Origin of the sequence: Xanthobacter dioxanivorans, assembly GCF_016807805.1 — a bacterium.
GTDB classification, from domain to species: domain Bacteria; phylum Pseudomonadota; class Alphaproteobacteria; order Rhizobiales; family Xanthobacteraceae; genus Xanthobacter; species Xanthobacter dioxanivorans.
Genome location: NZ_CP063362.1, coordinates 5,447,171 through 5,467,895, shown reverse-complemented (window position 1 = coordinate 5,467,895; position 20,725 = coordinate 5,447,171). Strand labels below are relative to the sequence as shown.

At 67.3% G+C, this 20,725-nt stretch carries 17 protein-coding genes and 1 tRNA gene; 11 read left to right on the top strand and 7 right to left on the bottom strand.

Annotated features, from left to right (window positions below):
- The first annotated feature begins 396 nt into the window (after positions 1–396).
- The gene (locus tag EZH22_RS25505) at positions 397–993 is read left to right on the top strand and encodes a superoxide dismutase (RefSeq protein WP_203193179.1); all 597 of its coding nucleotides are present in this window, start codon (positions 397–399) and stop codon (positions 991–993) included.
- Between the two features lie 371 nt (positions 994–1,364).
- Positions 1,365–2,993 carry a glycosyltransferase family 39 protein gene (locus EZH22_RS25500; RefSeq protein WP_203193178.1) on the top strand — a complete coding sequence of 543 codons (1,629 nt, stop codon included), beginning with the start codon at positions 1,365–1,367 and terminating at the stop codon, positions 2,991–2,993.
- Between the two features lie 84 nt (positions 2,994–3,077).
- Here EZH22_RS25500 and EZH22_RS25495 read toward each other — a convergent pair whose 3' ends face one another.
- From EZH22_RS25495 to EZH22_RS25480, 4 genes are all read right to left on the bottom strand, one after another.
- A complete protein-coding gene (locus tag EZH22_RS25495) occupies positions 3,078–4,073 on the bottom strand; it encodes a zinc transporter ZntB (RefSeq protein ID WP_203193177.1) in 996 nt (331 codons plus the stop codon).
- An 83-nt stretch (positions 4,074–4,156) separates the two neighbouring features.
- Positions 4,157–5,572 (bottom strand): M20/M25/M40 family metallo-hydrolase, encoded by a 1,416-nt coding sequence (locus tag EZH22_RS25490; RefSeq protein WP_203193176.1) that lies wholly within the window; start codon positions 5,570–5,572, stop codon positions 4,157–4,159.
- A gap of 266 nt (positions 5,573–5,838) precedes the next feature.
- Entirely contained in the window at positions 5,839–6,270 is a 432-nt protein-coding gene (locus EZH22_RS25485; RefSeq protein ID WP_203193175.1) for an ANTAR domain-containing protein, read from the bottom strand.
- Positions 6,271–6,484: 214 nt separating this feature from the next.
- Positions 6,485–8,164, bottom strand: coding sequence for a helicase HerA-like domain-containing protein (locus EZH22_RS25480; protein ID WP_231711147.1), 1,680 nt, complete (start codon positions 8,162–8,164; stop codon positions 6,485–6,487).
- 310 nt (positions 8,165–8,474) lie between these two features.
- Between EZH22_RS25480 and EZH22_RS25475 the strand changes: the two genes are divergently transcribed.
- The 4 genes from EZH22_RS25475 (at position 8,475) to EZH22_RS25460 (ending at position 10,613) form a co-directional block, all read left to right on the top strand.
- Positions 8,475–8,855: a hypothetical protein gene (locus EZH22_RS25475; RefSeq protein WP_203193174.1), complete on the top strand. Its 381-nt coding sequence runs from the start codon at positions 8,475–8,477 to the stop codon at positions 8,853–8,855.
- Positions 8,856–8,948: 93 nt separating this feature from the next.
- A complete protein-coding gene (locus EZH22_RS25470) occupies positions 8,949–9,356 on the top strand; it encodes a DUF4332 domain-containing protein (RefSeq protein WP_203193173.1) in 408 nt (135 codons plus the stop codon).
- A gap of 435 nt (positions 9,357–9,791) precedes the next feature.
- A tRNA-Thr gene (locus tag EZH22_RS25465) sits at positions 9,792–9,867 on the top strand.
- 200 nt (positions 9,868–10,067) lie between these two features.
- Positions 10,068–10,613 (top strand): tyrosine-type recombinase/integrase, encoded by a 546-nt coding sequence (locus EZH22_RS25460; protein ID WP_231711146.1) that lies wholly within the window; start codon positions 10,068–10,070, stop codon positions 10,611–10,613.
- 446 nt (positions 10,614–11,059) lie between these two features.
- Here EZH22_RS25460 and EZH22_RS25450 read toward each other — a convergent pair whose 3' ends face one another.
- The gene (locus tag EZH22_RS25450; RefSeq protein WP_203193171.1) at positions 11,060–11,773 is read right to left on the bottom strand and encodes a GntR family transcriptional regulator; all 714 of its coding nucleotides are present in this window, start codon (positions 11,771–11,773) and stop codon (positions 11,060–11,062) included.
- Between the two features lie 325 nt (positions 11,774–12,098).
- On the opposite strand from EZH22_RS25450, the gene EZH22_RS25445 reads away from it, so the two are divergent.
- From EZH22_RS25445 to EZH22_RS25425, 5 genes are all read left to right on the top strand, one after another.
- A complete protein-coding gene (locus EZH22_RS25445) occupies positions 12,099–14,102 on the top strand; it encodes a molybdopterin-containing oxidoreductase family protein (RefSeq protein WP_203193170.1) in 2,004 nt (667 codons plus the stop codon).
- Positions 14,103–14,251: 149 nt separating this feature from the next.
- The gene (locus EZH22_RS25440; protein ID WP_231711145.1) at positions 14,252–16,294 is read left to right on the top strand and encodes a hydantoinase/oxoprolinase family protein; all 2,043 of its coding nucleotides are present in this window, start codon (positions 14,252–14,254) and stop codon (positions 16,292–16,294) included.
- Complete coding sequence (locus tag EZH22_RS25435; protein WP_203193168.1) at positions 16,291–17,958, top strand: hydantoinase B/oxoprolinase family protein; 1,668 nt, start codon at positions 16,291–16,293, stop codon at positions 17,956–17,958. Before EZH22_RS25440 ends, EZH22_RS25435 begins: the two co-directional genes overlap by 4 nt.
- A gap of 114 nt (positions 17,959–18,072) precedes the next feature.
- The gene (fdxA, locus tag EZH22_RS25430; protein WP_203193167.1) at positions 18,073–18,405 is read left to right on the top strand and encodes a ferredoxin FdxA; all 333 of its coding nucleotides are present in this window, start codon (positions 18,073–18,075) and stop codon (positions 18,403–18,405) included.
- Between the two features lie 26 nt (positions 18,406–18,431).
- A complete protein-coding gene (locus EZH22_RS25425) occupies positions 18,432–19,208 on the top strand; it encodes a ferredoxin--NADP reductase (protein WP_203193166.1) in 777 nt (258 codons plus the stop codon).
- Between the two features lie 54 nt (positions 19,209–19,262).
- On the opposite strand, the gene EZH22_RS25420 is transcribed toward EZH22_RS25425, so the two are convergent.
- Positions 19,263–19,967, bottom strand: a complete 705-nt coding sequence (locus EZH22_RS25420; protein WP_203196765.1) for an ABC transporter ATP-binding protein — start codon at positions 19,965–19,967, stop codon at positions 19,263–19,265.
- Entirely contained in the window at positions 19,964–20,725 is a 762-nt protein-coding gene (locus EZH22_RS25415; protein WP_203196764.1) for an ABC transporter ATP-binding protein, read from the bottom strand. The genes EZH22_RS25420 and EZH22_RS25415 overlap by 4 nt, the downstream gene beginning before the upstream one ends.

The window sequence follows — 20,725 nt, the reverse complement described above, 5'->3', positions numbered from 1 at the left end:
CGGTCAGGCGTTCCAGCTGCCGCAGCACCAGCCCCATGGCGGTAATCACGAACCCGCCGGAGGCGGCCACGGCACCGGTCGTGATCAGCGTGTTGCCGAAGGTGGTGACGAAGATGGACACGCCGAGCGCTATGACCGCCAGGCCGGCGAGAGCGATCAGCACACCGAGAAGGACCAGGAACCACCACATCTCGTCACCCCACTTGCGCTCTTCGGCTCTGCGCCGTCCGCTCGTCCTGTTCCGGCACTTCGCCGGGAAAATCGGCGGCATCAAGGTTGTTTGAAGGCGATGGCGGCCCTATCTAGGTGCTCGCTCGGACATGTCGTATACCCGGTGCGCTCCGGGGCACCGATTTCGCCCCGAGCGCGATGCCGGATCGATTGCGGAGATGTTTCATGTCCTTCACGCTGCCCGAACTGCCCTATTCCTATGACGCCCTCGCACCCTACATGTCGCGGGAGACACTGGAATACCACCACGACAAGCACCACCTCGCTTACGTCAACAATGGCAACAATCTCCTAAAGGGAACTGAATTTGAAGGGAAATCCCTTGAGGAGATCGTCAAGGGCTCGTTCGGCAAGAACGCCCCCCTCTTCAACAACGCCGGCCAGCACTATAACCACCTGCATTTCTGGAACTGGCTGAAGCCCAACGGCGGCGGCGCCATCCCCGGCGAGATCGAAAAGAAGATCATCGAGGACATCGGTTCGGTCGAGAAGTTCAAGGAGGACTTCGTCGCCGCCGGTGTCGGCCAGTTCGGCTCGGGCTGGGCGTGGCTGTCCCTGAAGGACGGCAAGCTCCAGGTCACCAAGACCGCCAACGGCGAGAACCCGCTGGTGTACGGCGCCACCCCCATCCTCGGCGTCGACGTGTGGGAGCACTCCTACTACATCGACTACCGCAATCGGCGTCCCGACTACCTGAAGGCGTTCGTCGACCATCTGGTCAACTGGGACTACGTGGCCGAGCTCTACAGCAAGGCGGTATGATTAACGCTTCCCCCGGCACCACTGGCTGCCGGGGGATTTTCTTTTGCAGTGCAGTGTGTGTTGCGTTGCCGGCGAAGCAGTTCGGGCGCTAGAAATTCTTCGCCGCGGGAGAAAAGCTCCCTGCCGGAGAGTGATCACCGAACGACATCTCCCCGAAGGGCAGTGAAGCCGCCTTAATTCCACACCAATGCCGCCCCATTTTTTGCGTTGCACAGCATAATTTTGTTGCGATCTGCGGCTACTCCCTCTTATCTGTGACGCGCGCTTCCCGGCTGCGGTAAGATGATGACATCTGCCATGGGGGCAACGAAGAGGTCCGTCTCTTCGTCCGGCGGGCGCCGCGTGCTCGTAGTATCCGGGGTTCTCCTTTCATGTCGTTCTTGCAGATCGAACGTCGGCCGGGCGCGATCGCGGATGCCTGTGCGCTTGTCCTGCTTGCGGCAGTTGCGGCAGTCGCCATCTTCACTTTTGCCGATTACGGCTTGGGATGGGATGACTTCACCCATTCCCAGTATGGCGACCTGCTGTACAACTACTTCGCCTCGGGGCTGACACAACGTAAGGTTTTCTCCTTCGTCAACCTCTACTATTACGGTGGCGGATTCGACCTTCTGGCCGCCAGCCTCGCCAAGGCGATGCCGTTCTTCGACGTGTTCGACATCCGCCGCCTGCTCGGCGCGCTGGTGGGCCTCGCCGGCTTCTTCATCGTGTGGCGGACCGGCCGTCGCCTCGCCGGCCCCTGGGGCGGCTTTGCCGCCATGGCGCTGCTGATGGTGTGCCCGCTCTTCTACGGCCACATGTTCATGAATGCGAAGGACGCCCCGTTCGCGGTGGCGGTGGCCGGCCTGATCTACGCCGTGGTGCGCGCCTTCGACGAGTTCCCCAATCCCTCCCCCCGCACGGTAACCCTGTTCGGGGTGTTCCTCGGCCTGTCCATTGGCACGCGGGTGCTGGGCCTGATCTGCGGCGTCTATATCGTGGCGGCTCTGGTCTTCGTGCTCGGCGCGGAGACGCTGCGCCTGGGCCTGAAGCGGGCTCTGGGGCGGACCGCGTGGTTCACCGGCCTGCTCGCCCTCGGCCTGCCGCTCGCCTACTTCGTCCTCGGCATTGTCTGGCCCTGGGGCGTGGCCGAGCCGCTCAACCCCCTGGTGGCACTGAAATACTACTCCCATTTCTGGGAGGTGCCGTGGCGCGAAATGTTCGAGGGGCGGCCCATCCTCGTGCCGGACATGCCGCGCAGCTATGTGCCCACCTTGTTCTCGGTGCAGATGCCGGAGCTGTTCCTCGGCCTCGCCCTGGCCGGAGCCGCGGGCGCCATCCTCACCGCCCTCTTCGGCAAGGACGCGCCGGCGCGGCGCGCCCGGCTGGTGCTGGTCTTCACCGCCGCCGCTTTCCCCGTGCTGCTCACGGTGACGACCCAGCCGGTGGTCTATAACGGCATCCGCCATTTCGTCTTCGTCACCCCGCCGCTCGCGCTGCTGGGGGGATTTGCCGCCGCCTGGCTGTGGGAGCAGGCGCAGCGCCTCCCGCGCCTCGCCCAGGGCGCGGTCGCCGCCACCTTCGTCATCGGCCTCGCCATGCCGGTGAACGAGTTCCGCACGCTCCACCCGTATGAGTATACTTATTACAACCACCTGGTGGGCGGCACGCGCGGCGCCGACCGGCTGTTCATGCTCGATTACTGGGGGCTCGCCTTCAAGCAGGCGGCTGCCGAGCTCGACGAGTATGTGGACAAGCACCGGCTGAGCCTGCCCCAGGGCCGCAAGCTGCGGGTGGCGGTGTGCGGCCCGCATTTCGCTGCGGCGGCGGAACTCGGGCCGCGGTATGAAACCACCTATGACACCAAGAATGCGGACTTCTACCTCATGCTCGGCGAGTTCTACTGCCGGGATGTGAAGGCGCCGCAATTGGTGAAGATCGAGCGCGACGGCGTCACCTACGCCACCGTCTACGACGTGCGCGGACGCCCGTTCCCGAGCGTGTTCGCCGACGGGCAGTGAGGCCCCACACCACGCCATCATGACCTGTCGAAAGGGCCGGCCCCCGCAAGGGCCGGCCCTTTCCTTTTTCGGCAGGTGCGTGGGTCAGATCCACTTGAGGCGGCGGAAGGCCCATAGCAGCACGAAGCCGAGCAGCACCATGGCCAAAGCGAGGGCCCAGAAGGCCGCGGGATCGGTGTTCCCGGGAATGCCGCCCACATTCATGCCGAACATGCCGGAGATGAGTGTCATGGGGGCGAACACCACCGTCACCACGGCGAGCACGAGCATGGACTTGTTCATCTGCTCGGCGCGGGCGTCCACCATCTGGTCGCGGATGATGCCGGCGCGCTCGCGCACGCTGTCGAGCTCCTCGGAGAAGCGCGCTACCCGGTCGGCGGCGTCGCGCAGCCGGTTCCGGTCCTTCGGCCCCATCCAGGGGTCGTCCTCCAGGGCGAAATGGTTGAGCGCCTCGCGCTGCGGGGCGATGTGCCGGCGCAGCTTGGTGGCGACGCGGCGCAGCACCGCGAGCTTGGGCAGGAGCTCGGATGCCTCGGTCCCCAGCACCGCGTCCTCGAGCTCGTCCGCATCCTCGATCAGCGTGTTCACCACCGCATCCACCCGTTCCACGAGGCGCATGGACAGCTCGGCGACGAATTCCCCCTGGCTGCGCGGGCAGCGGCCGCGCCCCAGCGCATCCTCGAAATCGGCGATGGCGGAGAGGAAATCGTGCTGCACCGAGATGATGCGCTGGGCGTCCACCCAAAGGTGCACCGTCACCAGTTCCTCGGGCAGCGCGTTGCGCTGCAGGTTGATGCCGCGCAGCGAGAGCAGCGCGCCGTCGACGAACATGGCGCAGCGCGGCCGGCACTGGTCTTCGGCCATGGATTCGACGACGGAGGGGTCGAGATTGCTGCCCTGCCGCAGCCAGGGCTGGGGCGCGCGCGGCACGTAGCGGAAATGGAACCACACGAACCCGCCCTCCTGCGGGCGGGCCGAAAGCGCTTCCCCCGGCGGCAGCCGGGTGGCGCCGCCCTTGCCGTCGAACTGCCAGGCCGAGAGCAGGCCCTCACTGTCGATCTTGTTCACCGGGCGTTCCATGGGGGCATCCGCGCGCTGTGCGCCGCCTTCTGACACGATTGCGCGCCGCACGAAAGCCGGCGCGCAACGTCATGTGCCGCGGTTCACGCCAGGGCGTCGAGGATGCGCACCCAGCTGCGGGTCCCCTTGTGGAAGGAGGTGAGGTCGTACTTCTCGTTGGGGGAGTGGACCCGGTCGTCGTCGAGGGCGAAGCCGATGAGCAGCGTGTCCATGCCCAGCCGGTCCTTGAACTGGCCCACCACCGGGATGGAGCCGCCGGAGCCGATGGTGACCGGCGCCACGCCCCATTCCTGCTCCAGCGCCCGTGCCGCGCGGGTGAGGTCCGGGCTGTCCGGCGGCACCAGGAAGGCGCGGGCGCCCTCGCCCCAGGAGAACACCGCCCGGCAGTCCGCCGGCACGCGCGGCGTCACGAACGCCTCGAAGCCGGCGCGGATCTCCGCCGGGTCCTGGTCGGCCACCAGCCGGAAGGAGATCTTCGCCGTGGCCCGCGCCGGAATGATGGTCTTGGTGCCGGCGCCGGTATAGCCGCCGAACATGCCGTTCACCTCGAAGGTGGGGCGCGACTGGATCTGCTCGATCACCAGCCGGTCGGCCTCGCCGGCGGAGATGGAGAGCCCCACCGGCTTCAGGAAGGCGTCGGCGGTGAGGCCGAGGCTTGCCCAGCGGGCGCGCACCTGGGCGGGCAGTTCGCGCACGTCGTCGTAGAAGCCGGGCAGGGTGACGCGGCCCGAGGCATCGTGCGCCGCGCCGATGATGGCCGAGAGCACATGGATGGGGTTGCGCGCCGCCCCGCCGAACAGGCCAGAATGCAGGTCCCGGTCCGCGCCCTCGATGGAGAGTTCCGCGTGCAGGATGCCGCGCAGGGAGGTGGTGATGGAGGGGGTCCCGGGGTCCCACATGCCGGTGTCGCAGACGAGGGCGATATCGGCGCCGAGCTCTCCGGCATGGGCGGCGAGGAAGGCCGGCAGGTTCGGCGAGCCGCACTCCTCCTCGCCTTCCAGCAGCACGGTCACGTCGACGGGCACCGTGCCCCGCGACGCGCGGAAGGCGCGCAGGGCCTCCAGGAAGGTGAGCACCTGGCCTTTGTCGTCGCAGGCCCCGCGGGCGACGATGGTGCGCCGGCCATCCGGCGTTGCGCCAAGGCGCGGCTCGAACGGCGGCGTCTCCCACAGCTCCAGCGGGTCCACCGGCTGCACGTCGTAATGGCCGTAGAACAGCACGCGGCGCGGTGCGCCGGTGTCGGTGCGGGCAACCACCACCGGGTGGCCGGGCGTGGCGTGGACGGTGGCGGCGAAGCCCAGTCCCGCCAGTTCGCCCGCCACCCATTCCGCCGCCGCGCGGCAGGCATCCCTGTGGGCGGGATCGGTGGAGATGGAGGGGATCTTCAGGAAGCTGAACAGCCGGTCGAGGGCCGGGTCGAGCCCCTGATCCACCGCCAGCAACGTCTTGTCCAGTTCCGGTGTCCGGTTCAGGTCCGAGGTTTCATTCAGATCCGGCATGGGGCCTCCGTGGCGCGGGCGCGGCAACCGGGCGCCGGAGCCAATGATCCCGGTAGGATCATCGGCGCCCCGGCCCGTTCCGGTGAGCACCCACCGTCGGCGTGGATGCTCGCCGCCCGCGTCGGATCTGGCAAGGCGCGACACGACGCATGCCGGCAGGGCTTATGCCGGCAGGGGATATGCCCGTTCCGGTGATGCCGGCGCGTGTCCCGGCGGGGAAAGGGGCGCCGGCCGGGGAGGGGAGTGGCGGGCGTGAGCCCGCCGTCTCAGTCCGCCGTGGCGAGATCGGCCGGCTGCACGGTCGCGGCGGAGGCCGGGCGGGCGAGGCGCCGCGCGCGCTGCAGCACGGAGCCGATGCGGCGATAGAGCAGGCGGGGCGCCAGCGGCGCGCCGAGAGCGGCGTCATAGCCGGCGCGGCCGGCGGCGCGCACCAGCAGCTGGGCCGGCACTTCCGCGATCAGCACGGCGGGGATGCCGGCGCCGAATCGAAAGGGATTGGCCGGAGCGTCCTGCGGGTCATCCACCTGGACCACGAGGACATCGGCCAGGCCGTGGACGGCGGGGTCGGCGACTTCATCAACGGAGGCCGCTTCGCTCACGGCGCCCACGCCGAGGGCGGCAAGGGCAAGTCGCGTCGCCTGGCGACGCTCCATTTGGGAATCGACGAGAAGAATGCGGGCAGTCGGCAACACCTTCATGAGGCGCTCCAGTTCGTGGCACGCCCACCGGACCATCCACCCAAAGGTTGAACACTGCCGGTCGCGCGCGTTGAGCATCTCTGCCGAAGGACCCCGCAATCCTGGTCGGCGGCAGCAAAAGTACCGCCCCGGCCGCTCCGAAGCAACAGGAAGCTGGCCAGCCATTTGGTCTATGCCGCAGCGGAAGTCCGTCACGACCCGCGTGGAGGGGGTCTCAGCGGCGCACGCTGCCCAGGATGCCGCGCAGGATGACCTTGGTGAATTCAGTCGCCGCAGTGCGCGCCACCTGGCGCACCACCACTTCCGTGGTGGACATGCGGCTGGCCGGCCGGGGGCCGCCGGCGCGGCCCTTGCCGGTGGCCGGATCCGCGCCTCCGGTGCCGAAGACGCCGTCGAGCACGTCCCCCAGGAAGCCGCCGCCGCCGGAGGAGGTGGAGGCCTCCTGCGGCGCGGCCTTTTCCTCGATTCGCTTCTGCAGCATCTCGAAGGCCGATTCGCGGTCCACCGGTGTGTCGTAGAGGTGCGCCACCGGGCTCTGCGCCATCACCGCCGCGCGCTCCGCCGGGCTCAGGGGGCCGACGCGGGCCGAAGGCGGGCGGATCAGCGTGCGCTCCACCATGGTCGGAACGCCGGCGCCCTCCAGCATGGAGACCAGCGCCTCGCCCTTGCCCAGCTCCATGATGACCTGGGCCGTGTCGAGATCGGGATTGGGACGGAAGGTCTCCGCCGCCGCCCGCACCGCCTTCTGGTCGCGCGGGGTGAAGGCGCGCAGGGCGTGCTGCACCCGGTTGCCGAGCTGGGCCAGCACGCTTTCCGGCACGTCGAGGGGGTTCTGGGTGACGAAATAGACCCCCACGCCCTTGGATCGGACCAGGCGCACCACCTGCTCCACCTTGTCGAGCAGCGCCTTGGGCGCTTCGTCGAACAGGAGGTGGGCCTCGTCGAAGAAGAACACCAGCCTCGGCTTGTCCGGATCGCCGACCTCCGGCAGTTCCTCGAACAGCTCGGACAAAAGCCATAGCAGGAAGCAGCCATAGAGGCGCGGCGACCCCATGAGCTTGTCGGCGGCGAGGATGGAGATGGTGCCGTAGCCGGAGCGGTCCACGCGCATCAGGTCGGCGATCTGCAGCGCCGGCTCGCCGAAAAACTTGTCGGCGCCCTGGTTTTCCAGCACCAGCAGCTGCCTCTGGATGGCGCCCACCGTCTGGCTGGAGACGTTGCCATACTTGGTGGTGAGGGTGGCGGCATTCTCCGCCACGAAGGTCAGCAGCGCCCGGAGGTCCTTGAGGTCGAGCAGCGGCAGCTTCTGCTCGTCGGCGAGGCGGAAGACGATGTTGAGCACGCCTTCCTGCGTGTCGTTGAGCCCCATGAGCCGGGCCAGCAGCAGCGGGCCGAGCTCGGTGACGGTGGCGCGCACCGGATGGCCCTGCTCGCCGAACAGGTCCCAGAAGATCACCGGGAAGCTGTCGGGAGCGTAGGTGATGCCCACCTCCTTCGCCCGCGCGACGAGGAAGTCCTTCGGCTCGCCCTGCGCGGCGATGCCGGAAAGGTCGCCCTTGATGTCGGCGGCGAAGACCGGGACGCCGGCGCGCGAGAAGCCCTCCGCCAGCACCTGCAGCGTGACCGTCTTGCCGGTGCCGGTGGCGCCGGTGACGAGGCCGTGGCGGTTGGCGAGGCGCAGCGACAGGTAGGCGTCCCGCGTGCCGGTGCCGGCCGCGGCCGCCTCGCGCTTTCCGAGCTCGCAGCGCCCCACCAGGATGCGCCCTTCGGTGTCGGGATTGTTCGCGGCGCCGGTCGGGGCGGCGGAGGCAGGAGCGGTTTTCGGCGCGCCCCACGGGCCGCTTCCGGCGGCGGGGCCGGTGGGGGAGGATCGCGTCGAAGGGGGGCGGGCCATGGCAGCATCCTCGCAGCGGCCCGGCGCGAATCGGCGGGCGCGTTCGAAGTCGTCGAGGCGGAGTTTTCGCAGCCTTCCGGGCGAGGGGGCAAGCAAATTGCGCCGGCCGGCGCGAGGGCGGCGCCTCCATCCCCAGCCTGTGGCGCCCGTGGGGCTGCCCCTTGCCTATGGGCGCCGCCACCGGCAATGTTCCGCCCCTCGCCCCGGGCTCCGTCCCGTGGGGGAGGCCCTGGGACACCGTCCTCGGGGAGGGGCCTCGCCTGGGGGAAGGTCCTCGCGGCCGAGGGTGAGCGACGTTGAGAGGGGCGAGATGGACGAACTGATCGCACGGCTGGGCGAGCGGCTCGGCGTGGACCAGCGGACCGCGCGGGAGCTCGTCGCCATCGTCATCCAGTTCCTGGCGCGGGAAGCGCCGCCCGAGGCCATGGCACCGCTGTTCGCGGCGCATCCCTGGGCGCAGGGCCTTGCCGCCGAGGTGCCGGAGGCGAAGGCCACCACCCCGTCCGAGCGCCATTTCGGCGGCATGGCGCGGCTGATGGGCGTCGCCGACCGGATGATGGCCCTGGGCCTCACCATGCCGCAGGTGCAGCAGACCGTGCGCGAGACGGTGGATTACGCGCGCGACACCGTCGGGCCCGAGCCGGTGGACGCGCTCGTGCGCGCCATCCCCGGGCTCCGGCAGGTGGTGTGAGCGCCGCGCCGTCGCCCGGTTTGACATGGCGGGTGGTTGTGTCGTGATGTTCGCGACCGGCTGCGAGCCGGCCCGACAAGAGGGGGGAGAGCCATGTCCTATCCCATCATCGACATCGAGGGGATCGGCCCGGTCTACGCCGAGAAGCTGAAGGCGCACGGGCTCAACACGACCGACGCGCTGCTGGAGGCGGCGAAGTCGCCGAAGGGGCGCAAGGAGCTTGCCGCCGCGACCGGCCTCGAGGAGGTCCGCATCCTGAAATGGGCCAACATGGCCGACCTGATGCGCATCAAGGGAATCGGCGAGGAATATTCCGAGCTGCTGGAGGCCGCCGGCGTCGACACCGTCAAGGAGCTGAAGACCCGCGTTCCGGTAAACCTGCTCAAGGCGATGACCGAGGTGAACGAGAAGAAGAAGCTGGTGCGCGCGCTTCCCACCCTGAGCATGGTGGAAAAGTGGGTGGCCCAGGCGAAGGAACTGCCCGCGGTTCTCACCTATTAGGGCGTTTTCGAGCGAAGTGGACACCGGTTCGCGTGAAGAAAACGCGATCACGCAAACCAGGGCGTTTTCGAGCGAAGTGGACACCGGTTCGCGTGAAGAAAACGTGATCACGCAAAGACACAGGGGCGCTTCGCCGATTTCGTGAAACGGGAAAGTGCCCTGGGGCCGGATACGCCGCCCAGGCCGGCTCGGCGGGCGGCGACGGCCCAGGAATTCAGGAACGACAGGCGCGCCGGGGGCATCGCGCTCCGGCCGCCGCGGCGGGCGGCCCGAACGGGTCCGGCACCGTCGCCCGGCACGCCGCCACCGCACGTGGAGGCCTGGGGCGGGACCCGTCATGCCGGCTCTCGGCCCGTTCGTCATGCACAGGCCAAGCCGCCGGGGGGCAAGCGCCCCTTGAAATGCGCCGCCCCTCCCCGTAAAGAGTGACCCCGTGCCGCGGTAGCTCAGCTGGTAGAGCAACGCATTCGTAATGCGTGGGTCGGAGGTTCGAATCCTCTCCGCGGCACCATTTGCCCATTTGCTGGCGTCGATAGACGTCGAAAAATAAAACAAAATCAATCAGTGATCCGCCCTAAGCGTCGCAGGGCGTCGATAGCCGTCTGTTGGCATCGCTCAAATTTGTTGGCGTCGGCGAGTGCCAACAATCATGCCAACACGATGCCTCTGTCGGACGTTGCTGTCCGTGCTGCAAAGCCCCAGTCAAAGCCTGTGAAACTGTCGGATGGCGGCGGCCTTCAGCTGTTGGTCACGCCGACGGGCGGGAAGCTCTGGCGGCTCGCTTACCGGTTCGATGGCAAGCAAAAGCAGCTGGCCCTAGGTGCCTATCCCGCCGTGGGTCTGGCGGACGCTCGAAAGGCGCGCGATGCGGCCAAGGCCACCTTGGCGGCGGGTGTCGACCCGAGCGAGAAGGCCAAGGTCGATCGAGCCGCCCGGAAGGTCGCAACGGCAAACACCTTCGGCGTCATCGCCGACGAGCTCATCGACAAGATGGGGCGCGAGCGCAAAGCGGTCCGGACGATCGCCAAGGTGACATGGTTGCTTAGCATCGCGCGTCCCGACCTCGGACAGCGACCCATCGCCGACATCACCGCGGCAGAGGTGCTGAGGGTCCTCAAGGCGGTCGATGAACGAGGAAGCCACGAGACAGCAAAGCGCCTGCGCGCGACGATCGGAGGTGTCTTCCGATACGCTATTGCCACGACGCGTGCCGAGAATGATCCAATCGCTTCGAGGCGGGTCAAGATGCGAGAATGAGCAGCGTGGAAAAGATGCGCGCCGCCCTGGAAGCCGCCGGCGTGATCTTCGTGGCAGAGAACGGCGAGGGGCCGGGGGTGAGGCTGAGGAAGCAGCTGTGATTGGGATCGTGCATCCTGACGTGTCGCCGAACCCGCTGATGCAGGATCTGCAGCTGATCGGGCTCATGTTCGCCCTGACGGCTGTTGCGCTGCTCAAGGCACGTCACAGGTAAACGCGCTCATTCGGGCCGACGGCATGCTCTTCAGAGCAAAATGCAGAGGGAGAGCTTCGCGAGCGTAGATGGGCGCTCGACAAAGGCAACGCCGGTCAGGCACGAACTCCGCTCGACATTCAACGAAAACCTTCGCCTATCGCGCCGCACTGTATTGAGAGTGCCTCCGGCGCGGGGAAGCGGGACAATCGCGCGCTATCCGCCCCGGCGAGCCGACACGCCCGCACCGGTATCAAGAGCTTTCGAACCAGGCGGCGATGAACTGGCCAGACTCGAGGATGTGCTCGACCATCATCTTGCGAGAGCGGATTGGGTCTCGCCGTTCCATGGCAGAGAGGATGGCCTCGTGGTGGCGGATGTTCGCTTCCATCCGAAAGCGGTCCATCCCGCCAGCCGAACTCGACATGATTCCGCGGGTGTAGCCGGAGCGGATCTCGCGAAGCATCCGTTCCAGGTTCCGATTCTTGGATGCGCGCGCTATGGTGGAGTGGAACTCCGCATTGGTCTCGATCCAGGAAGCCGCGAGTTGCTCGCGCAGGTCCCGGTCGACGCCGGTCTTGGCCCGCCTGCCGTCGCCGAGCGCGGTCACCGCGCTGACGAACTTGTCGTGCGCTCTGCGTAGCTCGCCGAGTTCGTCGTCGGTGATCCAGCGCGCGGCAAGTTGCGCCGCGAGACCTTCGAGCTCGGCACGGATCTGGTACATCTCGCCGATGTCGCGGGAGGAGGGCTTGGAGACCACAGCGCTGCGGCGCTGCTCCTGCACGATGATGCCCTGAGCCTCGAGCCGGGACAACGCCTCGCGGATCGGCGTGCGGCTGACGGAGAACTCCTCGGCGAGCACTTCCTGCTTGAGACGGTCGCCAGGCGCAAACTCGCCGGAGATGATCTTGGCGCGAATTCTCTCGACAATCTCGTCGATCAGCTTTGCCGAGCCGGCGGTCGACATGTTGCACCCCTTCCCCGGTCCTGCGGACGCAACACCCAACGGCGGGATCCGCACAGGCCGCGCCCGCGCTCTTAGCGAATTTCGTGCCGCCAGATCAAGGTCGCTGAAAAATGACGTTCCAACCCTACGCGAAGCGCGCAGGCATTCGGACCCGCTGTCCTTAAGCTGCCGCTTCCTGCCGCCACGACTGCCAATAAAGGATGCAGACTGCTCTTTTTTTGGATTCTTTAAATAAATTTCTGGATACAAGAATTGGGTCATTCTATATGGGAGGAGCCCGGTCCAAACGGCCTGGGCCCGCATTCGTGCCCCAGCGGAGAGGCCCGTGAAGAAGCTCGTGTACACGTCGTGCACCCTGGATTGCCCAGATGGCTGCGGCGTCGTTGCCCATGTGGAGGACGGCAAGGTCGTCAAACTGGACGGCTATGCCGATCACGCGTTCACGCGCGGCTATCTTTGCGGCAAGACCTACCGATATCCGTCACGCGTCTACAGCCCCGAACGCCAGATCCATCCGCTTCGGCGCAAGGATGGGCGCGGAAGCCCCTGGGTGCGCATCACCTGGGACGAAGCTCTCGATCTCGTGGCGGAGCGCATCTCGGGATTCATCAAGGAGAGCGGTCCGCTCTGTATCCTGCACTATCAGCGCACCGGGTCGTGGGGCTCCACCAAGCTTCTGAACAGGCGGTTCTGGAATCTCCTCGGCGGCGCCACCACAACGCGCGGCTCGCTATGCAGTGGCGCGGCCCGCGCCGGCCAGGCGATGGATTTCGGCCTGCGTACGGGGCATGACCCATCCGACCTCCTCAACAGCCGGCTCGTCCTGCTGTGGGGCCGCAATCCGATGGCTACGAACCTCCATGTGGTGCCGATCCTCAAGGAGGTCCGCGCGGCCGGAGGCAAGGTTGTACTGGTTGATCCGGTGCGCAGCGAGTCGGCGAGCTTCTGCGATGGCCACGTCCAGCCGGTGGTGGCCCGCGACGCCGAGCTCGCCATGGCGATGGCGCGTGTGATCCTCGACGAGGGGCTGGAAGACCGGGAATTTCTCGCCCGCCACACCCACGGCTTCGAGGCCTTTGTCGCGCTTATCCGCAGCCGCAGCCTACCGGAGCTGTGCGCCGCCTGCGGGCTCGACGAGCCGACCGTGCGCGATCTCGCCGTCCAGTACGCCACGGCGAAGCCGGCATCGATCCTGCTCGGCTGGGGACTCAACAAGTACCAGCACAGCGCGGAGATCTTCCGTTGCGTCGACGCGCTCGCCGCCATCTGCGGATATGTGGGCGTGCCGGGCGGCGGCGCGACCCACGGCTTCGTGCAGCAGCGCCACTTCGACAAGGCGGTGGAAGGCTTCGGCCTCGCCACGCACCACCGCGCGCTGTCCGAGCCGATGCTCGGTCGGGCGCTCCTGGACGCCTGCGATCCGCCGGTGCGGATGATGTTCGTCAATGGCGGCAATCCAGTGAACCAGTCACCCAACTCGAACCTGGTCGCCAGGGCCTTCGACACGCTCGAATTCACCGTTGTCGTGGACGCCTTCCTGACCGACACGACTGACTATGCCGACGTCTTCCTGCCCACCACCACCTTCCTCGAGGAAGAGGACGTGCTGGTGTCGTGGGGCCACAACATCATCGGTGGGGTCAACGCAGCCATCCCGCCGGTGGGCGAGGCGCGCTCTGACCTGTGGATCTACCAGCAGCTTGCCGACCGGCTCGGCATCGGCGCGGGCATGGCGGGGACACCGCGCGAATGGCTGCGGCGCATCCTTGCCCCACTGGAGGCCCGCGGCGTCAGCGTGGACGAGGTGATGGAGCACCCCGTCCCTTGCCCCATTGCGCCGCAGGTGCCTTTCGCTGACCACGTCTTCCCGACATCTTCGGGCAAATTCGAGTTCATCGGCCGACTGGAGCACGAGCCGCGGGAACTCGAAGGCTTCCCGCTGGTGCTGGTAACCAATTTTGCCAAGACCTGGCTGCTCTCGCAGATGCTGGAGCGCGAGCACCCCGCGCGAGCCTTCGTGCGCATCGGGCTAGAGACAGCGCAGGAATTCGGCATCACGGACAAGCAGGAGGCGGTCATCCGTTCGCCGGTGGGCCAACTCGTAGTCGAGGTTCGCGTCGATCCCAAGGTCGGGCGCGGCATGGTGGTGATGCCGGTCGGCACGTGGATGAAGCGAGGGGGCGGAGCCAATGTCCTCACCGAGGACATCGTGAGCAATTTCGGCGAGATGGCGGCCTATGGCGAAACCCGAGTGATGCTGGAGCCGCTGCCCGGAGCACCCGCCGTATCCGACGCGACCCCAGCCATCGCGCGGGAACCGGCGGAGTAGGTCCGCGACGCGCACAGCTGGCGCGATCCTTGCTTCTCGCAGATGCGACGACGAGATTGCACCGCTGAACGCCCTTCCCGCGTGGCGGCAACGCCTGGATGACTCACAGCAAAGTCGAAGCTCCAATTTCAGGGTTTCCAAACATGTCCATGGCGATCGTCGGTTGCGACGTAGGCGGTACCTTCACGGATCTGATGGCCCTCGATCCGCGGACGGGCGACATTAAGCTGGCGAAGGTGCCCTCCACCACGGACAATCAGGCGCGCGGCGTGCTGGAAGCACTCGCGGCGGTGGGTTCGGACGCAAGCGCGGTGGACCTCTTCATCCACGGCACCACGGTCACGACCAATGCCCTGCTGGAGCGCAAGCTCGCGCGCTGCGGACTGATCACCACCCGCGGCTTCCGCGACATCCTGGAGCTCGGCCGGCGTACGCGCCCCACCCCTTATGGCCTGACGGGAACGTTCGTGCCCATCATCCCGCGCGATCTTCGGCTCGAAGTAACCGAGCGCATGGACGCCCAGGGCCAGGCGGTCACGCCCCTCGACGCCACGGATGTGGAGGCCGCTGCGCGGGAGCTGCTGGCACAAGGCGTGGAGGCGGTGGTCATCCATTTCCTGCATTCCTACGCCAATCCCGCCCACGAGCGGCGGGCCGCTGAAATCGTGCGCGCCCTCTGGCCGAACTCCTATGTCACCGTGGGCCATGAAATCGTCGCCGAGCAGCGCGAGTACGAGCGCGGGGTTACTGCGGCCGTCAATGGGTCCATCCAGCCCGTCCTGAGCCGCTATGTACGCCGCCTCCGCGAAGGCCTCGCCGAGCGGGGGCTCGCGCGCGACCTGCTGGTGATGCAGGGCAACGGCGGCACGGCCTCGGCGGAGGTGGTGGCGCAGACGCCGGTGCAGACGGTGATGTCCGGCCCGGCCTCTGGCGTCATCGCGGCGTCCTATCTTGCACACGCGGCCGGCCGGCTGAACGTGGTCACCTACGACATGGGCGGCACGTCCACCGACGTCGCCCTGATCCGCGACGGGCAGCCGTTGGTCTCGGCGGAGATCGAGCTCGAATACGCTATGCCGCTCCACATCCCCATGGTGGACGTGCACACGGTGGGTGCCGGGGGCGGCTCCATCGCCTCGGTAAACGAGGCCGGGCTGCTCCTCGTCGGGCCGCAGAGCGCCGGGGCCTATCCCGGGCCGATCTGCTTCGGGCGCGGCGGCAACCGCATCACCATCACCGATGCCAATCTTCTGCTCGGCCGGCTCGACAAGGAACGTCTGCTGGCCGTGAACGAGACCGTCTCGCTGGAAACCATCCGAAGCCTGATGGAGGAGCAGATCGCCCGCCCCCTCGGCCTGTCGGTTGAAGCGGCGGCGGAGGCCGTGGTGCGCGTCGCTAACGACCGGATGGCCGGCGCGGTGCGAATGGTGACGCTGGCGCGCGGGCTCGATCCCCGCGACTTCTGCCTGATCGCCTTCGGCGGCGCAGGCCCCCTGCATGCCGCGGCGCTCGCCCGCGAACTCGCGATCCCCGAAGTGCTTGTTCCGCCGCGGCCGGGGCTGACCAATGCCCTCGGCTGCCTCGTGGCCGACCTGCGGCAAGATGTGGTGCGCACCATCAATTGCCCGCTGGATCGGCTCGCGGATGGCGGCATCGCGGAAATCCTCGAAGGCCAGATCGCGCAGGCGCGGGTCGTCCTCGGATCCCAGGAAGGGATCATCGAGCGCTACCGGGTGCTGCACAGCGCCGACATGCAGTTCGCCGGCCAGAGCCACGTGCTGAGTGTCGCATTGCCCGCCGTAGACATCGGCCGCGACGCGCTGCGCGACCTGTTCCGTCATGCTTATTTCGATCGCTTCCAGGTGGATCTGCCGGAAATCGAGCCCGTCCTCGTCAGCCTGCGGACGGCCGTGATCGGCGAGCGCGCGCCGCTGCCCATCTCCGCCTTCCTGCCCAAGGCGCCGGCGGCGCGGACAGAGGAGGCCATCGGCGGGCATCGGCGGGTCTGGTTCGATGGCGGCTTCTTCGACACGCCGGTTTACCGGCGCGAGATGCTGCCCATCGGCGCAGTCATCGACGGGCCGGCGATCCTGGCCCAGCTCGACACCACAATCGTCATCGAGCCGCAGGACAGCGGCCGGGTGGACGAGTGCGGCAACATCATTATCTCGCTGGCGAGGGCGCTTCAGTGAAGCACGTAGAGACCGTCATCGACCCTGTCACCCTCTCGGTCATCCAGAACGGGCTGCAGCAGGTCTGCAACGAGATGGACCTCGCCTTCGTGCGCACCGCCTTCAGCCCGGTGATCGCCGAGGGACTCGACCGCTCCGACGGCATTTATGCCCGTGGCACAGGCGACCTGATCGCCCAGGGCGAGCTGGGTCTGCCGGTCTTCGTCGGCACCATGCAATTTTCCACGCGGGCGGTGATCGAGCGCGCGCGGAGCATCGATGAAGGCGATATCTTCATCCTCAACGACCCCTATATGGGCGGCACCCACCTGATGGACGTAAAGTTCGTCGAGCCGTTCTTCTACAAGGGTGAGCTCTTCGCCTGGCTGGCCAATACCGGACACTGGCCGGACACCGGCGGCATGGTGCCCGGCGGCTTTTCCGCCCATGCGACGGAAGTGGAGCAGGAGGGCCTGCGCCTGCCGCCGGTCAAGCTGTTCAAGAAGGGCGTGCTGGACGAGGAGATCCTCTCCATCATCCTCTCCAACATCCGCGTGGCGCAGCAGCGCATCGGCGACATCAAGGCCCAAGCCGCAGCGCTCGCCATCGGCAAAGCGCGCCTGACTGCCCTGCTCGACCGGTATGGCCGCGAGGTGGTGGACAGCGCCATCAAGCAGTTGCGTACCCGCGCCGCGCAGCAGATGCGGGCCAAGATCGAGACCATTCCCGATGGCGTCTACACGGCGACCACCATCGTCGATTCCGATGGTGTGGTGGACGCGCCGCTCGAGATCAACCTCGCCATCACCAAATCAATCAACGGCCTCAGCTTCGACCTCGGCGGCTCCTCCAAGCCCTGCCGCGGGCCCATGAACAGCGTCATCGCCACCACCAAATCCTCCATCTATCTCGCCATGAAGCACCTCTTCCCCGAGGTGCCGATTAATGCCGGTACGTTCGACCCGCTCGACATCGCCGTGCCCGAGGGCACGTTCCTGGATGCCCGCTACCCCTCCCCGGTGTCCGGCTGTGCGGCGGAGGTGAGCCAGCGCATCGCGGAGGCCGTCTTCATGGCGCTCGCCCCGGCCCTGCCGGAGCGTGCCTTCGGTGCGCCGGCTGGCACCAGCGGCAATCTCGCCATCGGGGGGTTCGATCCAGAAACGGGCCGGAACTACGTGATGTATGTCGTCACCGGAGGGGGCTATGGCGGCTCGGCCGGGCATGATGGAATCTCCAACGGCTGCTCCACCATCGGCATCGCCAAGACCCCGCCCCTGGAGATCCTGGAGCAGCGCTTTCCCGTGCTGTTCGAGGAGTTCGCCCTCGCCGAGGGTACGGCGGGCGGCGGCACCCATCGCGGCGGCTTCGGCGTGCGCTACAAAGTTAAGCTTCGGCGCGGTGAGGCCCGCGCCTCCTTCGTCATGGACCACGGCCGCGTCGGCCCGCCCGGCGTGTTCGGCGGAGAGAGCGGGCTGCCGAACAGCATCGAGATCGTGCAGAACGGCGTTTCAACCACGCCGCCGCACCTGTCCAAGGATCAGGACGTGGCCCTGAAGCCCGGCGACTATCTTCTCGTCCGCACGCCCGGTGGCGGCGGTTATGGGCCGGCCAGCGCGCGCAGCGCCGGTCTCGTGGCGCAGGATCTGGCGCGCGGCTACGGCTGCGGAGCGAAGCGCGAGGACTGATGGCGTGCCGTGGCAGCGACCGAACCTTTTGACGGGAAGGGCCGGCACGACGGTCCTCCATCCCGCATCGGAGCGCGGCGCCCCGGCAGGTGGAGCAACGGATCAGGGGGTCGCATGGCCTATGTCGTCACCGAGGGCTGCATACGGTGCAAGTACATGGACTGCGTATCCGTGTGCCCAGTCGATTGTTTCTATGCCGGCGAGAACATGCTGGTGATCCATCCGGACGAATGCATCGACTGCGGCGTGTGCGAGCCCGAATGCCCCGCCGAGGCGATCCGGCCGGACAGCGACCTCGGCATCGGCGAATGGGCCGCCCTCAACGCCCGCTTCGCTCAAGCCTGGCCCAACATCACCGAGAAGCGCGAGCCCCCGGCGGATGCGGACGAATGGAAGGGCCGGCCAGGCAAAGCTGCCCTCCTATCCCCCGAACCGGCACAGCCCTGACGTGGCCGGAAACTTTAGAGACCGTCATGAGCAGCAACTTCTTTGAGGAGCAGGTCCTCAGCGTCCGCCACTGGACCGACCGTCTCTTCTCCTTCGCCACCACACGTGATCCCGGGTTCCGCTTCCGCACCGGCGAGTTCACCATGATCGGCCTCAAGGTCGACGGCCGGCCGCTGCTGCGCGCCTATTCCGTGGTGAGCCCAAGCTGGGGCGAGACGCTGGAATTCTTCTCCATCAAGGTACCCAACGGCCCGCTGACCTCCCGTCTCCAGCACATCAAGGTGGGCGACCCCATCACCGTGGGACGCAAGGCCACCGGCACGTTGGTGCTCGACAATCTCCTGCCCGGCCGCAACCTCTATCTTCTCGGCACCGGCACTGGCCTTGCGCCCTTCCTGTCGGTGATCCGCGATCCGGAGACCTACGCGCGCTTCAACAAGGTGGTGCTGGTCCACGGCTGCCGCCATGTGGCGGACCTCGCCTATGAGGAGCTCATCTGTGAGGAACTGCCGGCCCACGAATTCCTCGGCGCGGAAATCGCGGAGAAGCTCGTCTACTACCCGACCGTGACCCGCGAGCCGTTCCGCAACGAGGGTCGCGTCTCCACCCTGCTGGAGAGCGGGAAGCTGGCCGCCGACGTGGGCCTCAAGCCGGTCGATCCGGCGATCGACCGGGTGATGATCTGCGGCTCGCCAGCCATGATGACGGACATCAAGACCCTGTTGGTGGCTCGGGGCTTTGAAGAAGGCTCTGGCGCGAGCCCCGGACATTTCGTCGTAGAGAAGGCGTTCGCCGAGCGATAGTCCGTGCACGCCAGCGGGGCCATGTCCGGCAGCCGATCGCCGCCGGACATGGCCCTACAGGGCCAGATAGTTGCGGCGGATGTCCTCGTCGCCCATGAGCTCTTGCATGGTGCCCGAGAACTTGATCTGTCCCTTCTCGATCACATAGGCCCGCTCGGAGACGAGGCCGGCAAAGTGCATGTTCTGCTCGGAGATCAGAACCGTCATGCCGGTCCTGCCGAGGCGTAGGATGGCATCCGCCATCTGCTCGACGATCTTGGGGGCGAGGCCCTCGGACGGCTCGTCGAGCAGGATCAATTCGGGATTGCCCATGAGGGTGCGGGCAATGGTGAGCATCTGCTGCTCGCCGCCACTCATGTGGCCGGCCTGACGGCCGCGCATCTCGGCGAGGTTGGGAAAGACCTCGTAGAGCCGCTCTGGCGTCCAGCCCGCCTGACTGCTCCGCGCGGAGCGGCGGCCGACCTCCAGGTTCTCCGCCACCGAGAGACTGACGAAGATACGGCGGTCCTCCGGCACGAAGCCGATGCCCCGGCGCGCCACCGCAAAGGGTTCGAGGCCGGCGATCTCCTCCCCCTTGAAGCTCACCGCCCCGCTGCGCGGCGTCACGATGCCGATGATGGACTTCATCAGCGTCGACTTGCCCGCGCCATTGCGGCCGAGCAGCGCTACCGTCTCCCCGGCCCCCATGGTGATGGAGAGGTCGTGGAGGATATGGGCCGCGCCATAGAAGCTGTTGATGTTCGATACCCGCAGCATCAGTGCGCTCCATACATGGTGCCGCCGCCCAGATAGACGTCTTGCACGTGCTTCTCGTTGCGGATGGCGGCGGGGGCTCCGGTGGCGATGACCCGTCCGCGGTTCAGCACGATCACCCGGTCGGCATGGCCGAAGACCACATCCATGTCGTGCTCGGTGAACAGGATCGAGATGCCCTTCCCCTCAACGAGGTCGCGCACGAGGCGCATCATGCCGATGCGCTCGGTCGGCGCCATGCCGGCGGTCGGCTCGTCCATCAGGAGAAGCCTCGGCCTGCTGCCGAGCGCCATGGCCAGCTCCAGGCGCTTGAGGTCGCCGTAGGAGAGCACCGCGCAGGGCCGGTCGGCCTGCGAACGCAGGCCGGTGACGTCGAGCAGTTCTTCGGCCTCGTCGCGGAAATGCGCGGAGGTCGGACGCCACCAGCCGGCGAGGCGTCGGTGGTGCGACAGCAGCACCATCTGCACATTCTCCCGCACGCTCATGCTGGCGAAGGTGGCGGTGATCTGGAATGTCCGCCCGATGCCTAGCCGCCAGACGGCAGCCGGATCGAGCCCGTTGACCAGCTTGCCGCCGAAGCGCACCTCGCCGGCGTCCGGCCGGATCTGTCCGCCCAGCATGTTGAAGCAGGTGGATTTGCCCGCCCCGTTTGGTCCGATGATGGCTACCATCTCGCCCGGAGCGACGGAGAAGGACACGTCGTCCACCGCCTTCACGCCGCCATAGGCTTTACGGATGCCGGTGACGAGCAGCTCGCCGTCCAT

Coding starts and splice junctions, on each gene's coding strand:
- EZH22_RS25505 (WP_203193179.1), top strand. CDS start 397: ATGTCCTTCACGCTGCCCGAACTGCCCTATTCCTATGACGCCCTCGCA.
- EZH22_RS25500 (WP_203193178.1), top strand. CDS start 1,365: ATGTCGTTCTTGCAGATCGAACGTCGGCCGGGCGCGATCGCGGATGCC.
- EZH22_RS25495 (WP_203193177.1), bottom strand. CDS start 4,073: ATGGAACGCCCGGTGAACAAGATCGACAGTGAGGGCCTGCTCTCGGCC.
- EZH22_RS25490 (WP_203193176.1), bottom strand. CDS start 5,572: ATGCCGGATCTGAATGAAACCTCGGACCTGAACCGGACACCGGAACTG.
- EZH22_RS25485 (WP_203193175.1), bottom strand. CDS start 6,270: ATGAAGGTGTTGCCGACTGCCCGCATTCTTCTCGTCGATTCCCAAATG.
- EZH22_RS25480 (WP_231711147.1), bottom strand. CDS start 8,164: ATGGCCCGCCCCCCTTCGACGCGATCCTCCCCCACCGGCCCCGCCGCC.
- EZH22_RS25475 (WP_203193174.1), top strand. CDS start 8,475: ATGGACGAACTGATCGCACGGCTGGGCGAGCGGCTCGGCGTGGACCAG.
- EZH22_RS25470 (WP_203193173.1), top strand. CDS start 8,949: ATGTCCTATCCCATCATCGACATCGAGGGGATCGGCCCGGTCTACGCC.
- EZH22_RS25450 (WP_203193171.1), bottom strand. CDS start 11,773: ATGTCGACCGCCGGCTCGGCAAAGCTGATCGACGAGATTGTCGAGAGA.
- EZH22_RS25440 (WP_231711145.1), top strand. CDS start 14,252: ATGGCGATCGTCGGTTGCGACGTAGGCGGTACCTTCACGGATCTGATG.
- fdxA (WP_203193167.1), top strand. CDS start 18,073: ATGGCCTATGTCGTCACCGAGGGCTGCATACGGTGCAAGTACATGGAC.
- EZH22_RS25425 (WP_203193166.1), top strand. CDS start 18,432: ATGAGCAGCAACTTCTTTGAGGAGCAGGTCCTCAGCGTCCGCCACTGG.
- EZH22_RS25415 (WP_203196764.1), bottom strand. CDS start 20,725: ATGGACGGCGAGCTGCTCGTCACCGGCATCCGTAAAGCCTATGGCGGC.